This window comes from Vibrio sp. 10N.222.49.C12 (assembly GCF_041475025.1).
Taxonomy (GTDB): Bacteria; Pseudomonadota; Gammaproteobacteria; order Enterobacterales; family Vibrionaceae; genus Vibrio; species Vibrio crassostreae_C.
In genome coordinates, this window is sequence record NZ_JBFRVF010000043.1 from 18429 (window position 1) to 34237 (window position 15809).

A 15809-nucleotide genomic window follows, 5' to 3' on the forward strand; every position below is an offset into this window, starting at 1 on the left:
TAGGTTATGACTTCAAATACAACGCCTGCCTCTCCAGTTCTGACCATTGATAAATTGTCTGTCGGTTTCGGGCGTAAAGACTCGATAGAGCAAGTGACTCATGATGTCTCGTTGGAGATATACAAAGGTGAGACATTAGCGCTAGTGGGTGAGAGTGGTTCCGGAAAATCGGTCACGGCTAACTCGATTTTAAAGCTGTTACCAAAAGGCTCGTCTCATTACTTAAACGGTAAGATCAATTTCTCTGGCACCGATATTCTGAGTTGTTCTGAAAGACAATTGAGAGGGATTCGTGGTGGCCGCATTGGTATGATCTTCCAAGAGCCTATGGTTTCCCTAAATCCGCTTCATCGAATTGGAAAACAGCTTGTTGAAACCTTAGCAATTCATCGTGGTATGCGAACCAACAAAGCACAAGCCTTGGCGATAGAGTGGCTTTCAAAGGTTGGCATTCGCTATCCTGAGCAAAAGATTTCAGCCTATCCGCACGAGCTATCTGGTGGAGAACGCCAGCGCGTGATGATCGCGATGGCACTGATCAATGAACCAGAGCTGCTTATTGCTGATGAGCCGACAACGGCTTTGGATGTATCGGTGCAAGCGCAGATCCTCGACCTTCTAAAAGACCTGCAGCAAGAGCTGGGTATGGCAATGCTTTTCATTACTCATGACTTGAGTATCGTTCGCAAGATTGCCGACAGAGTAGCAGTAATGAAAGATGGTCGCTTGGTCGAAAGTAACGACTGTCATACCCTGTTTAACGCGCCTGCTCACCCTTACACTCAAAAACTTATTAACTCTGATCCGAAAGGTTTGCCCGTTCCTGTGTCACCCGAAAGCAAACCGCTACTCGATGTAAATCAACTTCGTGTTTGGTTCCCGATCACGGGCGGTTTATTCAAGCGCACAATTTCTCATGTTAAAGCTGTGACCGACATGGAGTTCAATTTGAAGAAAGGGCACTCAATCGGTTTGGTTGGCGAAAGTGGTTCTGGTAAATCGACGACCGGTATGGCGATACTTAAGCTGGTAGATAGTGAAGGGTCAATCACCTACTCGAGTGAACAGCTTCAAGGTTTAGATCGAAAACAGATGCTTCCGTTTAGAAGCCGTATGCAAGTAGTCTTTCAAGACCCGTTTTCTGCGCTAAACCCGAGAATGTCGGTCGCTCAGGTGATTGGCGAAGGTTTGTTAGTGCATCAACAATTGGATGAGCACGAACTCGACCAACGTATCTGTGACGTAATGAAAGAGGTCGACTTAGACCCAGAAACTCGCCACCGTTACCCGAATGAGTTTTCTGGCGGGCAGAGGCAACGTATCGCCATTGCACGAGCTCTGATCCTTAAGCCAGAGTTTATCTTGCTAGATGAACCAACATCGTCATTAGACAGAACGGTACAAGCGCAAGTGTTAGATCTACTCAAGTCACTTCAAGAAAAGTATGGCCTGACCTATTTGTTTATCAGTCATGATTTGAATGTCGTGAAATCCTTGTGTCATTACACCATTGTCATGAAAGCTGGCGAGGTGATTGAGAAGGGTGACACTGAGACTTTGTTTGGTAATCCGCAGCATGAATATACTAAGCAGTTGGTGAGTCTTTCGAATGTTGGTGGTGTTTTATAACGCAGAGGGTTTGTTTAAAACAAATGGGCGCTGGATGAATTCAACATGGTCATTTTGTTGTTTTACGATTACACTGCGCCCAATATTTCAGAAGTACATATTTAGGTAGAGGTCACCATGGACCAAGAACATTACGAAGACGCTGACTACGAAGGCCAAGAGCTGGGCGAAGAAGGCGAAGAGATTGAAATTGAAGCAATTGGTATCGATGTTTCATCACAGCCAATCGAGCTCTACAAAGTGTTTAAAATAGCTAACCTAGTGAGTGGTGGCGGTGAAGCTAAACACATCATCTCTGAAGGCTACGTAGCAGTAAATGGTGAGCTTGAAACTCGAAAACGCCGCAAAATGTACGATGGCGATTTCTTTGAATTCAATCAAGAATACTATGTAGTGGTGTGTGACCAGCCAGTACAGGAAGAATCAGAAAAGCCGAAAAAGAAAGATGCGCCTAAAAAAGAGAACAAGGCGAAGAAAGGTCAGTCTAAAAAGGATTCTAAGAAGAAGGAATCTAAGAAAAGCAAAGCAGAAATGCTAAGCGCAAAGGCTGAACCAAAGAAAGAGAAAAAAGAGAAGAAACCGAAAAAGAAAGCGGATACGCCAAAGCCAACACGTGATGACAAAAGCGGCCGTAATTCGATTGAGTTCTTTTAAACTACAGTTCTAAACGACTGCTCTAAACTGCTTTTCTAAAACGAATCTTTTAAAACTATTCGTTTGAACATCAAGCAACGTTAGACCTAGGTTTTACGTTACGCAGATATCAAAAGGCTCACTAGTTAGTGAGCCTTTTTTGTATTTGTTTGCTAGCACAGCTAACGGCCAATAACGCTTATTCTCAGTGTCTTGTGTGAGAAGAAGTTAGCTCTGATGCACGTAACTGAGCAACGGCTTTCGCTAGTTCTAGCTGAGCTTGTGCAAAGTTAATGTCTATGTTGCCCTTGTTGATGTTCTCTAGAGCGGCATATTTCGCTTCTTCTGCGCGAGCGCGGTCAATGTCTTTACCATGCAAGGCCGTGTCGGCTAATAACGTAACCACATCCGGCTGAACTTCCAGCATCCCACCAGAGACATACAGCACTTGGCCTTCTGATTTAGGGTCTGTAACAAACACGGTTACGCCCGGTTTGATCTTACTGAGAAGCGGGGAGTGACCGGGGCGAATCCCCAGTTCACCGTCAGCGCCAGAAACGGCTAGGGCATACGCTGGACCTGAAAACAGCGTACCTTCCGCACTTACAATATTAAGTTGAAATGTATTATCTGTAATTCCGATAGCCATGGTGCACCTGCCTCTTAGAGTGATTTTGCTTTGTTAAGCACTTCGTCGATAGAGCCACAGTACAAGAACGCTTGCTCTGGGATATCGTCATATTCACCGCTCAATAGACCTTTAAAGCCTCTTAGTGTTTCGCTTAGCGGTACAAAGACACCTTTCTGACCAGTAAACACTTCGGCTACGTGGTAAGGCTGCGTTAAGAAACGTTCAATCTTACGAGCGCGAGATACGGTCTGTTTGTCTTCAGTAGACAGCTCATCCATACCAAGAATCGCGATGATGTCTTTTAGCTCTTTGTAGCGTTGCAGCGTTGTTTGTACTTTTTGTGCAATGTCGTAGTGCTCTTGGCCTACGATCAGCGGATCTAACTGACGTGACGTTGAATCTAACGGGTCAATCGCAGGGTATAGACCCAGTGCCGCGATGTTACGAGACAGTACAACGGTCGCATCTAAGTGAGCAAAGGTTGTTGCTGGCGATGGGTCAGTCAAGTCATCCGCAGGTACGTATACTGCTTGGATAGAGGTGATAGAGCCTTGTTTTGTTGACGTGATACGCTCTTGAAGTACGCCCATCTCTTCAGCCAGTGTTGGTTGGTAACCTACTGCTGAAGGCATACGACCTAGCAGAGCTGATACTTCTGTTCCCGCAAGCGTGTAACGGTAAATGTTATCAATGAACAACAGTACGTCACGACCTTCATCACGGAAGCGCTCAGCCATAGTTAGGCCTGTAAGTGCTACACGTAGACGGTTTCCCGGTGGCTCGTTCATTTGACCGTAAACCATGGCTACTTTGTCTAGTACACCTGCTTCTTTCATCTCGTAGTAGAAGTCGTTACCTTCACGAGTACGCTCACCTACACCGGTAAACACAGAAAGACCTGAGTGGGCTTTGGCGATGTTGTTGATAAGCTCCATCATGTTGACGGTTTTACCTACACCAGCACCACCGAACAGACCAATTTTACCACCCTTAGCGAATGGACAGATAAGGTCGATAACCTTAACGCCTGTTTCTAGAAGCTCAGTGCTGTTTGCTTGTTCTTCATAAGAAGGGGCTTCACGGTGAATCTCGTAGTTTTCTTTCTGACCGATTTCACCACACTCATCGATAGGTTGACCAAGCACGTTCATGATACGGCCTAGCGTTTCTTCGCCGACAGGAACCGTGATTGGAGAGCCTGTGTTTTCAACCGTTAGGCCACGACGTAAGCCATCTGACGTACCCATTGCAATACAACGAACGATATTGCTACCCAGTTGTTGTTGTACTTCCAATACTAACGAGCTTGCTTCGTCGCTAGTCACTTTCAATGCATCATAAACGCGTGGGCTGTTGCCGCCGCTGAACTCGACGTCAACCACCGCGCCGATTACTTTAACTATTTTTCCAACACTCATTCTTAAATCCTCAAATTCTGTTCTTGACCCAGTCTTTTCTAGCCCTAGACAGCTTGGGCACCTGAGACTATTTCACTCAGCTCTTGGGTAATGGCAGCCTGACGCGCCTTGTTGTAGACCAACTGCAAGTCATCAATGAGTTGGCCTGCGTTATCAGTCGCCGCTTTCATAGCGACCATTCGGGCTGCTTGCTCACAGGCAATGCTCTCAACAATGCCTTGATACACTTGCGATTCGATGTATCGATGTAACAGTTCTGAGAGTATGTCTTTGGGTGCTTGCTCATAGATGTAGTCCCAACGACGCGCTTTTTTAGGCTCACCACCTTCCTCAGAATCCGAAGGATGGGGGAGCAACTGCAAGGTCGTTGGCGCTTGAACCATGGTGTTGACGAACTGGTTGTAAACGAGATACAAGCTATCGATTTTACCTTCGTCGTAATGCCCGAGCATCGCATTCACCGTACCTAAGATGTCTTCTAACTTAGGTGTATCGCCAAGACCTGACGTTTGTGCAATAACGTTGCCGCCGCGTTGGAAGAACGAGATAGCCTTAGATCCCACTAAGGTTGTTTCTACCTCGACTCCCTTGGTGCGCCATTGCTCCATTTCTTCTAACACTTTCTTGAACAAGTTTGAGTTCAAGCCACCACACAAGCCGCGATCGGACGAGATAATGATGTAAGCGACACGCTTAGGTTCACGCTGTTGCAGGTAAGGGTGCTGGTACTCCAGGGAACCCGATGCAACATGAGAGATAACTTTTCGCATGTTCTCGGCGTAGGGCCGAGTTAGCGTCATGTTGTCTTGAACCTTGCGCATCTTACTTGCTGCAACCATTTCCATTGCGCTAGTGATTTTCTGAGTGTTACTAACACTGGCTATCTTGGTGCGAATTTCTTTAGTACTTGCCATAATCTGCTCCTATTTGTTTTGATTTCCAGCTAATAAACCGGAGCACTTACCAAGCTTTCATCCCAACAAAACCTTCTAGGATCTCTTTAAGAGCACCGTCGATTTCGTCATTGTAATCGCCTGTCGCGTTGATTTTTTCGAACAACGCAGGGTTCTGACCTTTGGCATAAGCAATCAGCTCTTCTTCAAAACGGGCAATGTTGTTTAGCTCAACACCGGCCAAGTAGCCTTTCTCTGCTGCGTAGATAACCGTTGCTTGCTCAGCGACTGACATTGGAGAGTATTGTTTTTGCTTCATTAATTCGGTAACACGCTCACCATGGTCTAGCTGTTTGCGCGTCATCTCATCTAAGTCAGAAGAGAACTGAGCAAAGGCCGCCAGCTCGCGATATTGAGCTAATGAAGTACGGATACCACCAGACAGTTTCTTGATGATCTTGCATTGCGCCGCACCACCCACACGAGATACCGAGATACCTGGGTCTACTGCAGGACGTAAGCCTGAGTTAAACAGTTGGGTTTGAAGGAAAACCTGACCATCAGTGATTGAGATTACGTTGGTTGGTACAAACGCTGATACATCACCCGCCTGAGTTTCAATAATAGGAAGCGCCGTTAATGAGCCTGTTTGGCCTTTCACTTCACCGTTAGTGAACTTCTCTACATACTCTGCATTCACTCGTGCTGCACGTTCTAGTAGGCGTGAGTGAAGGTAGAATACGTCGCCAGGGAAGGCTTCACGACCCGGTGGGCGTTTCAATAGCAATGAGATTTGACGGTAAGCAACGGCTTGTTTTGATAGGTCATCATAGATGATCAGCGCATCTTCACCGCGGTCACGGAAGTATTCACCCATGGTGCAACCCGCATAAGGGGCTAGGTATTGAAGCGCTGCAGACTCTGATGCTGATGCCACGACTACGATGGTGTTTTTTAGCGCATCGTGGTCTTCGAGTTTACGAACCACATTAGCGATAGTGGAGGCTTTTTGGCCAATCGCTACATACACACATTTGATGCCAGAATCTTTCTGATTGATGATCGCATCGATAGCTAACGCTGTTTTACCCGTCTGACGGTCACCAATGATAAGCTCACGTTGACCACGACCGATTGGCACCATGGTATCAACCGCTTTATAACCAGTTTGAATAGGTTGATCAACAGACTTACGTTCGATTACACCCGGTGCAATCACTTCTACAGGGTCGAGTCGGTCACAACTCACTGGGCCTTTGCCATCGATTGGCTCGCCTAATGTGTTGACTACACGACCAAGAAGTCCGTTACCTACAGGTACTTCTAAGATACGACCTGTACCTTTCACTTTCATACCTTCAGAGAGGTCAGTGTAGGGGCCCATAACCACCGCACCTACTGAGTGGGTATCGAGGTTAAGTGCGAGTGCGTATTTGCCACCTGGTAGCTCAATCATCTCGCCTTGCATAACATCAGCAAGGCCATTGATTGTGATGATGCCATCACGAACCGATACGATAGTGCCTTCATTGCGAGCCTCGGTGCTCACATTAAATTTCGAGATGCGTTCTTTGATTAGATCGCTGATTTCATTTGAATTTAATTGCATAATTGTTACCTATCTCGCGTGAAGTTGATGAGCCAATCGGTCAATTGATGTGTTTAAAGAACCATCGATAACGGTTTCACCCGCTTTGATGACCATTCCACCCACTAACGTGTCATCAATAACCTGCTTCATTTCAACCTGACGCTCTAATTTCTTCTCAAGTGCAGCTGTTAGTGACGTAACTTGATCTTGTGTCAGCATTTCTGAACTGGTGACAGTGACAGGCACTACACGTTCATGTTCGTCCTTTAGCTCGCAGTACAATTCAAACAGGTCTCTTACAACAGAAAGGCGGCCGTTCTCGGCCAAGACTCGAATGAGATTAATGACGTGGTCATCAACGAGTCCTTGGCAAATATGAATGATGAGGTTTGCCAGCTCTTCTGTTTGGTGTGTAGAAGCACCTTCTGCTGAAGAAATCTGACTAGCGATCGTTTCTTCTTCCGCGACAGCCACAAGAATGGACAGCATTGAGTGCCACTCTTGTAACTGGTTTTCACCTAAAGCAAATTCAAACGATGCTTTGGCGTAGGGATGAGCAATATTGGTGTAATCTGACATATTGCCTCTCCTTAGAGTTCGCTAATCATTTGGTCAACTAGCGCTCGGTTCGTTGCGGAATCTAGGTTTTTGCTAATCAGTTTCTGTGCACTTTGAATTACTGCGTCTGCCATATCTGCCTGAAGTTCACGGCGTATCTTTTGGCGTTCGCCTTCTAGCTCAGCTCTACCTTGTTCTAAGATGCGTGCCTTTTCTTGCTCGGCTTCTTGTTGCGCTAAGCTGATGATTTCATTGCGGCGTTTTCGGCCCTGTTCAATCAGTTCAGTCACATCTTTTCTTGCATCTTCGATGAGTTGCGCGCCATTTGATTTTGCTAGTTCTAGCTCTTTCGCAGCGTTCTCTGAGTGGCGTAAACCATCAGCGATTTCTTTTTGGCGCTCGTCTAACATCGCGGTGAGAGGGGGCCATACATATTTCATGCAGAGCCAAACAAAAATCACGAATGAGATTGCTTGTCCAAACATGCTTGCATTTAAGTTCATACCTTCCTCACTAAATCTTGATTATGTATAAATCGATCTTTCAAAGCGGTTTGATTAAGCCACGGCGAAGATGATGTATAGACCGATACCAACACCGATCATCGGTACTGCATCCACAAGACCCATCATGATGAAGAATTGAGTACGAAGCATTGGAGTAAGGTCTGGTTGACGCGCAACACCTTCAAGGTATTTACCTGCTAAGTTACCAATACCAGATGCTGCACCTGCTGCACCTAAACCGATCAGTAATGCACCTGCTACATATAAAACTGCGCTTACGATATCCATTTGTATCTCCGATAAATAATTTTTTAGTTAAATTTTTTAGTTATTAATTAGTGGTGTTCTTCTGTTGCCATACCTAAATAAACAACGGTCAGTACCATAAATATAAATGCTTGCAAGAATACGATTAATATGTGGAATAGTGCCCAAGGAACACTCAGTGCCCATTGCATCCACCATGGCATTAATGCGATCAGAATAAATATCATCTCACCTGCATACATGTTTCCAAATAATCGTAAGCCTAGTGATATAGGTTTTGAAATTAATGTTATTAATTCAAGAACTAAGTTAACAGGGTATAAAAGAGGGTTATCAAATGGCTGCGTAGTAAGCTCTTTGATAAAGCCTTTCAATCCTTTATTTTTAAATGTATAAGTCAACAGTAAGATAAATACACCGAGTGCCATCGACATTGGAATATTTACGTCCGCCGTTGGTAGATCTCTAAAGTGTTCTAGACCCATTGCACGACTTAATGCTGGTATGAAATCTATTGGTAATAAATCGACCGCGTTCATTAACAACACCCAAACAAAAGTGGTTAATGCCAGTGGCCCTATTAATTTATCCTCCGCTTGAAAAATCTCTTTTACTAGGTTGTTTACAAAATCAAATATCAGTTCGATAAAACATTGAAATCGACCTGGAACACCGCTGGTGCCCTTAGTCACTACGTATCGAAAAGCTCCAATAAACAGTAAACCCGTAATCCAAGATACCAACATCGAGTCGATGTTGAACGCCCAGAAACCATCACCTGTAGTTAAGAAGGTTAAGTGATGCTCTATGTATTCGTGAGCGGTAGTTACTTGATCCATACTACACGTACTCCGATCTTGTAGAGGCAGTAATAAATGGTGTTAAGAAGTACCCAACCATAGTGAGAATATATGCGTACAATATTACTGGGTTATCCAATTTGAAAAACTGGAACGCCAAGATAAACATTAAGAACGTATAAGTTATTTTCACGACACGACTCATTTGCATTAAGTCACGTAAACTATAATTAGGATTCTTGCGCACCTTTAGGCTTGCATATATAAAACCAAACAGCGGAGGTAGCATCGCAATTCCGATACCCAAAGCCGACGATTCCATATCTACTTTATTACCAAAAAACACTTCATATAAAACTACACCGACGGCTAATACTACTTGGCAGAGAACAACTCTTTTAGCAGCAACAAGAATGTCACCACTTATCCCATTAAGCCTCATAATAAAACCTTATATTTAACAGTGTAAGCTCATATAAAACACAGTTTGAATATGTCTTGCTACTCGCATTTACTTGTTAATAAAACTTTGCTTGTTAACAAAGAGATAATCTTGCTGGTTTTATATCTCCTGACGAAATAGAACGATATAAACTAATTCGCTCTCGTTTCGACAAAATATAAACTACGCCTAAAATTATGTTATCAAAACGACAAATATCGACATCAATAATTCCATTTTTGAAATGGGTGTTTTCCATTTATGAAAGTAATAATTCTGTCACTATAATCATGAATATTTCAGATGATTTACTGATAACTTTAAGTATTGATAACTGCTCGAATAAATCAGGGTCAAGCCAAGTGTGTTGAAGGCAATCAATTTATATTTTTCAGACACTTAAATTAACTTTTCATCAGAGGTAGAGTCGGACTCTAGATGTGTTAATTCATCACTATTTGGTTATTTATAGCGAGCAGCGTGCGCTTATTAACGCGGGAATATATATTTTTTATCTATTACTCATGAAGCGTGGAAAAACTGTGTCACATCAATGGTTATCCGCATTTTTGTTACTCATCGAGGTATTTATGGGCGGTTAGATTGGATGGTAAGGGGAAGAATTGAGAGTGTTAAAACCGTTTTTATGAAGTTCAAACTACACTTAAGAGCTTGTTGATAGTGGTTGATGCGGCCAGATAAAGCGTATTTTGAAGCAACAAATGGCAGTGTAGCACTGCCATTTGCTAAACCTTGTTTATGAAGCTTCATAGCTCAGATATTGAATACACAAGTCATGAAAAGCCTGTGCTTGTGGCGAGATCGTACGATCAGACAGTCTGAAAATGCCGATTTGTCGTTGCAAGGGTGGGTCAATTAGCGGAATCCACACCAAGCGGGTTTCATTGGTTGGGAAAGCCAGCTTAGGTAGCGTGGTCACGCCTATCCCGAGCTCTAACACCGAAAAAAGCGAGGTAATGTTCTCGACAGAGTACAGGGCTTGTTCGCTGAGCATGCGCGCAGGTGTTGGGTCCAGTAGGGTGCAAGTCCCGTTACGAATGAAGGGCTGCTTTAACAAGGTTTGCCATTCGATTCCTTCCCGTTGAGAGGCGATAGGGTTATCTTTGAGGCACACCACACCGATAGGATCAGAAAGCAAAGGCGTGAAGTCGATGCTCTCTTCTTCTAAATGGGAGCTATTACCGAGGGCAACATCCACCTCGCCAGAGAGTAATCTTGCTTCTACCCCTGCCGCATTATCATCAATCAAACTCACTTCTACATTCGGGTACTGCTCACAAAATGCCCCTAAAACACTAGGGATGAGTTTTGCGGCCACCGAAGGCACGCTCGCTATTCGAACTCTTCCTTGTTGTCCTGCTGCCGCTGCGCGTAAGTCATTGTCTAATGCTTTGTAAACGTTCAGAAATTGAATGATCTTGGGCAAACATATTTCTCCAAAAGGCGTCAGTGTCGATTTGTTGCCTGTTTCAAACAGAGGTTGGCCGAGTATTTTTTCCAACTCTTTTATCGAAGTCGAAAGTGCCGCTTGCGATCGATTTGCACGGTGAGATGCCGCTCTAAATCCACCTTCTTCGACCACCAAAACGAAATGTTTTAACTGTTGTAGCTTGATACTCATGGCGCGAATCCTTCTCTAGCCCTTGCTATACCTTACTTTTTGCAAGGTGATAGATTTTATTTATCAAATGCACAAAATTTACCGTTGGATTTATCAGGCGTCAAGGTGCAGTATTTAACCATCTTGAAACATAGTTGTTACAAAGTTGGATGAAATCGTGAACGCACAAACTAAAAAACACCCAGTAAAAACCTCTCTTTTTGCTTCAAAAGCACCACTAGAGTGGGCAATCGTTAATAACGGCACTCTATACACTGCGCAGATTCCAATCGATGAAACGGGCGCAGTAGTAGAAGGCGGTATTGAAGCGCAAACGCGTCAGACTTTTAACAATCTTGTTCATACCTTGGAGTGTGCAGGCGAATCGATGGATTCTGTGCTGCAGGTTCTGATTTACGTGACTGACCGTGAATACCTGAAAACGGTAAACAGCGTATACGGAGAATACTTCAACGCACCTTTTCCAAATCGTGCAGCAGTCGTTGTTGCAGGGCTAGCTAGAGAAGAGATGTTGGTTGAGTTCGTGGTTTATGCATCGGCGTCTCAACCTGAATAAATGGACTGTGAACTGAGGCAATTTGCCAATCAAAGCTGTTTGTCTACGCAGATCTTTACTAATACAAGCGAATAGTTTTACGTCTAGATACAAAATTAATACTTATTCTCTATATGAATTAACAATTTATTTATTAATTAATCCGATGGTTGCCAGACTCAACCGCAACCTAACGTTACAAGGACAGAATGATGACTCACTTACAGAATGTTCAAGCAGAAAACGCACTTTACATTGGCGGCGAATGGCAAGCGGGTGTAAGCACCGTAGCGAACATTAACCCATCAGATATTTCTGAAAATATTGGCAACTTTGCACAAGCAAGTGCTGAACAAGTTCAACAAGCGATTTCAGCGGCGAAACACGCTCAACCAGAGTGGAAAAAAACGCCGATTGAACGCAAGCAAGCGGTGCTTCAAGCGATTGGTGATGAGCTGATTGCCCGTTGTGATGAGCTGGGCACTTTGCTATCTCGTGAAGAAGGTAAGCCTTTTGCTGAAGGTCGCGGTGAGATTTACCGTGCAGGTCAGTTCTTCCAATACTTTGCGGCTGAAGTGCTTCGCCAAATTGGTGACAACGCAGATTCTGTACGCCCGGGTGTTTCTGTTGAAGTGACTCGCGAAGCGGTGGGCGTTATCGGCATTATCTCTCCTTGGAACTTCCCGACAGCAACAGCAGCTTGGAAAATTGCTCCAGCATTGGCTTTCGGTAACAGCGTTATTTGGAAACCAGCAAACCTAACACCAGCAAGTGCGGTCGCGCTTACAGAGATCATCCACCGCCAAGGTATCCCTGCAGGTACGTTTAACCTTGTACTGGGTAGCGGTTCAACAGTAGGTGATGCACTGATCAACTCTAAAGAAGTGAACGGTGTGAGCTTTACCGGTTCTGTTGATACGGGTCGTAAAGTGGCAGCGGCTACAGCGCCAAACTTCGTTCGATGCCAACTAGAAATGGGCAGTAAGAACGCACTTGTTATTGCTGACGATGCTGATATCCAAACTGCGGTTGATGCAACGATTGCAGGTTCTTTCTCTGGCGCAGGCCAAAAATGTACCGCGTCTTCTCGCCTTGTGGTTATGGATAGCATTCACGACCAATACGTTGAAGCACTGATTAAACGTATGAGCGAGCTGAAAGTGGGTCACGCACTGGAAGAGGGTGTGTTCATGGGCCCTGTCGTTGATGGCAACCAACTTGAAGCAAACCTAGGTTGGGTTGAGAAAGCACGTCAAAGCGGCGGTGAGCTGGCATTTGGTGGCGAACGCTTGAGTATGAAGCACGAAGGTTTCTACATGTCTCCAACGCTGTTCTTGAACACTAAGAACGATTGGGAAGTGAACCAAGAAGAAGTGTTCGCACCAATGGCAAGTGTGATTCGTGTCGCTGACCTAGAAGAAGCGATTGCGACAACCAACGACACTCGCTTCGGTCTAACAGGCGGCATCATTACTCAGAGCCTACGTACTAGCGCAATGTTCAAGCAACAAGCGCAGACCGGTTGTGTGATGGTCAACCTACCAACAGCAGGCACGGATTACCACGTACCGTTTGGTGGTCGTAAAGAGTCTAGCTTCGGTCCTCGTGAGCAAGGTCAATACGCGAAAGAGTTCTACACAGTGGTTAAGACGGCTTACCAACGTCCTTACTAATCCACTTTCTAAATAAGAATTGGATAGCTGAATTAACTTCCTAGCTATCCAGCTATCGAATTGGCCTGATTCACAGAGTCAGGCCAACATTCAAACCAAAGCAGCAAACGAACTTAGACAAGTGATTTAACCCATTTTTGAAAACATGTTATTTGAGCGTGTTTTCAAAACCGAGCTAGAACACTGAGCTTTCAATAGGAGTGGTTATGTACCAGCAACGGATTGTTATAGATGGATTGCAATACTGCAATTGGAACAGAGAATATTTCCAAACACTAAAGGCGAGCGGCATTACAGCAGTTCACGCTACCGCGGTTTACCACGAGACGGCTCGTGAAACCTTATCTCGCTTTGCAGAATGGAATTTAAGATTCGAGCAGAACGCAGACCTTATCATGCCGATTCACTCAATGGCTGATGTCGAGACTGCAAAAGCGACTGGCAAAGTCGGCATTTTCCTTGGTGCTCAAAACTGTTCTCCAATCGACGATGAGATCGGTCTTATCGAAGTGATGCGTAAGCAAGGTCTTTTGATCATGCAACTGACGTACAACAACCAGAGCTTATTGGCGACGGGTTGCTACGAGAAGAACGACACAGGTATTACTCGCTTTGGTAAACAAGCCATCGAAGAGATGAACCGAGTGGGCATGATCATAGATATGTCTCACAGTGCAGAGCGCTCAACACTTGAAGCTATCGACTTGTCTTCTCGTCCTATTTGTATCAGCCATGCGAACCCGACGTTTGCTCATGATGCACTACGAAATAAATCAAACGATGTAATTAAAGCTCTAACCGCACGCGGCGGCTTAATCGGATTCAGCTTGTACCCATTCCACCTACCAAACGGCAGCCAATGTACCTTGGAAGATTTCTGCCAGATGGTTGCGACTACGGCTGACATGGTCGGCGTAGAGCACCTGGGTATTGGCAGTGACCTATGCTTAAACCAACCTCAAGCCGTTCTTGAATGGATGAGAAATGGTCGTTGGTCGAAGGCAATGGACTACGGTGAAGGCTCTGCAAACAACTCAGGTTGGCCAGATGCGTTGCCTTGGTTCTGTGGTAGTGCGGGTATGGAAAACATATATAACGGATTGATGCGTCATGGTTTCAGCGAGTCTGAAGCTGGGCAAGTCTTGGGAGAAAACTGGTTTAACTTCTTGAAAGATGGCCTAGAGCCTCAAACCAAGGGTTAACGGTTTCTCGCGAGCGATCATCGAATTAGCAGCCTTCTAACAAACGTTCAATAAGCAAGTGCTGCTTAAACCAATTTCACTATTCAAAAGGAACAACGGTCTATTTCGCAACGCGGTAACCCAAACATGGATTAGCCTGCCCAACACAAAAAACAATAGGGCAGGTGTTAAATACACCCTTGTAGTCATCATTCAAATGACAGCTGCAAAGAAACCTCTGGAGTCAGAGTATGTCTGATTTAACCAATAGCGTGAAATCTTCAAGCTTAAATGCGGGTCAAGCACACACAACAATTAATGCAAAAAGCAACACAAACGAGTCTGAGTCTACGTCAGACAAATTAGGCCTATCCAACCCAGCACTTTGGTACAGCGGCGGTTTTATCGCTCTGTTCGTGGCACTTGCTCTATTTGATGGCGAGCTGTTATCAAGCCTAGTAAATACGGGCTTTGCATGGTCTGTAAAAGTATTCGGTCCTTACTGGCAAATGCTTCTTCTTCTGACTTTTCTTATTGGTCTTGGCCTGGCGGCAGGGCGAACAGGCAAGGTTATCCTAGGCGGCATCGCTAAACCTGAAATGGACGGCTTCCGTTGGATGGCGATCATCTTCTGTACGCTACTGGCAGGTGGCGGTGTATTTTGGGCAGCAGCAGAGCCTATTGCTCACTACGTTAGCCCACCACCATTGTACGGCGCACAAGAAAACGCACAGCAAGGCGCGGTGAATGCTTTATCGCAATCCTTCATGCACTGGGGTTTTCTAGCATGGGCCATTGTCGGTAGCTTAACGTCTATTGTGGTGATGCACCTTCACTACGACAAAGGCTTACCGCTTAAACCTCGTATTTTGCTTTACCCAGTTTTAGGCGAGCGAGCATTGAAAGGTCACACCGGCGCATTGATTGATGCATGTTGTATTGTCGCAGTAGCGGCGGGCACCATTGGTCCTATCGGCTTCTTAGGCTTGCAAGTGAGCTACGCACTGAACGCACTGTTTGATATTCCTGATGGCTTCACGACGCAGCTTATCATCATCCTGTTCGCTATCGTTCTATACACATTGTCGGCATTAAGTGGCCTTAACCGTGGAATGCAAATGCTAAGCCGTTACAACGTGATTCTGGCAATGGCATTGATGGTCTACATCCTGATCTTTGGCCCTACAAACTTTATCTTTAACGGCTACATTCAAGGTGTAGGCAGCATGATCGATAACTTCATCCCAATGGCGACATACCGTGGTGACGAGGGGTGGTTGAGCTGGTGGACAGTATTCTTCTGGGGTTGGTTCTTAGGTTACGGCCCAATGATGGCAATCTTCATCGCACGTATTTCACGCGGTCGTAGTATTCGCCAATTGGTATCAACCATTCATAGACAGAACCTTA

At 45.0% G+C, this 15809-nt stretch carries 16 protein-coding genes; 6 read left to right on the plus strand and 10 right to left on the minus strand.

All coding sequences use genetic code 11. From position 1 onward, the window contains the following. Positions 1–6 precede the first annotated feature (6 nt). Together yejF and AB4583_RS14165 are read left to right on the plus strand one after the other, a co-directional pair. Positions 7–1629, plus strand: a complete 1623-nt coding sequence (gene yejF / locus AB4583_RS14160; protein WP_372117870.1) for a microcin C ABC transporter ATP-binding protein YejF — start codon at positions 7–9, stop codon at positions 1627–1629. Positions 1630–1746: 117 nt separating this feature from the next. After that, positions 1747–2283, plus strand: a complete 537-nt coding sequence (locus tag AB4583_RS14165) for an RNA-binding S4 domain-containing protein (protein ID WP_372117873.1) — start codon at positions 1747–1749, stop codon at positions 2281–2283. 184 nt (positions 2284–2467) lie between these two features. Here the strand turns inward: AB4583_RS14165 and AB4583_RS14170 are convergent, their stop codons facing one another. From AB4583_RS14170 to AB4583_RS14215, 10 genes are all read right to left on the minus strand, one after another. Further along, positions 2468–2911 carry a F0F1 ATP synthase subunit epsilon gene (locus tag AB4583_RS14170; protein ID WP_017060844.1) on the minus strand — a complete coding sequence of 148 codons (444 nt, stop codon included), beginning with the start codon at positions 2909–2911 and terminating at the stop codon, positions 2468–2470. 14 nt (positions 2912–2925) lie between these two features. Next, complete coding sequence (gene atpD, locus AB4583_RS14175; protein ID WP_017060843.1) at positions 2926–4311, minus strand: F0F1 ATP synthase subunit beta; 1386 nt, start codon at positions 4309–4311, stop codon at positions 2926–2928. 44 nt (positions 4312–4355) lie between these two features. After that, positions 4356–5225, minus strand: a complete 870-nt coding sequence (gene atpG / locus AB4583_RS14180) for a F0F1 ATP synthase subunit gamma (protein ID WP_017064727.1) — start codon at positions 5223–5225, stop codon at positions 4356–4358. A gap of 46 nt (positions 5226–5271) precedes the next feature. Further along, positions 5272–6813, minus strand: a complete 1542-nt coding sequence (atpA, locus tag AB4583_RS14185; protein ID WP_104216112.1) for a F0F1 ATP synthase subunit alpha — start codon at positions 6811–6813, stop codon at positions 5272–5274. 9 nt (positions 6814–6822) lie between these two features. Beyond that, positions 6823–7374 carry a F0F1 ATP synthase subunit delta gene (locus AB4583_RS14190; RefSeq protein WP_017060840.1) on the minus strand — a complete coding sequence of 184 codons (552 nt, stop codon included), beginning with the start codon at positions 7372–7374 and terminating at the stop codon, positions 6823–6825. Positions 7375–7385: 11 nt separating this feature from the next. Beyond that, a complete protein-coding gene (locus tag AB4583_RS14195; RefSeq protein ID WP_017068483.1) occupies positions 7386–7856 on the minus strand; it encodes a F0F1 ATP synthase subunit B in 471 nt (156 codons plus the stop codon). A gap of 54 nt (positions 7857–7910) precedes the next feature. Beyond that, positions 7911–8147, minus strand: a complete 237-nt coding sequence (gene atpE, locus AB4583_RS14200; protein WP_004730405.1) for a F0F1 ATP synthase subunit C — start codon at positions 8145–8147, stop codon at positions 7911–7913. Between the two features lie 47 nt (positions 8148–8194). Beyond that, complete coding sequence (gene atpB, locus AB4583_RS14205) at positions 8195–8965, minus strand: F0F1 ATP synthase subunit A (protein WP_017060838.1); 771 nt, start codon at positions 8963–8965, stop codon at positions 8195–8197. A 1-nt stretch (position 8966) separates the two neighbouring features. Then, the gene (locus AB4583_RS14210) at positions 8967–9368 is read right to left on the minus strand and encodes a hypothetical protein (protein WP_017060837.1); all 402 of its coding nucleotides are present in this window, start codon (positions 9366–9368) and stop codon (positions 8967–8969) included. A gap of 757 nt (positions 9369–10125) precedes the next feature. Further along, complete coding sequence (locus AB4583_RS14215) at positions 10126–11010, minus strand: LysR substrate-binding domain-containing protein (protein ID WP_372117877.1); 885 nt, start codon at positions 11008–11010, stop codon at positions 10126–10128. Between the two features lie 157 nt (positions 11011–11167). On the opposite strand from AB4583_RS14215, the gene AB4583_RS14220 reads away from it, so the two are divergent. The 4 genes from AB4583_RS14220 to AB4583_RS14235 form a co-directional block, all read left to right on the plus strand. Continuing rightward, the gene (locus AB4583_RS14220) at positions 11168–11566 is read left to right on the plus strand and encodes a RidA family protein (protein ID WP_372117879.1); all 399 of its coding nucleotides are present in this window, start codon (positions 11168–11170) and stop codon (positions 11564–11566) included. A gap of 191 nt (positions 11567–11757) precedes the next feature. After that, entirely contained in the window at positions 11758–13218 is a 1461-nt protein-coding gene (locus AB4583_RS14225; RefSeq protein WP_372117885.1) for an aldehyde dehydrogenase family protein, read from the plus strand. A 206-nt stretch (positions 13219–13424) separates the two neighbouring features. Beyond that, a complete protein-coding gene (locus AB4583_RS14230; RefSeq protein ID WP_017060833.1) occupies positions 13425–14420 on the plus strand; it encodes a membrane dipeptidase in 996 nt (331 codons plus the stop codon). A 230-nt stretch (positions 14421–14650) separates the two neighbouring features. Beyond that, a partial coding sequence (locus AB4583_RS14235; protein ID WP_372117882.1) for a BCCT family transporter occupies positions 14651–15809 on the plus strand: 1159 nt, incomplete at its 3' end.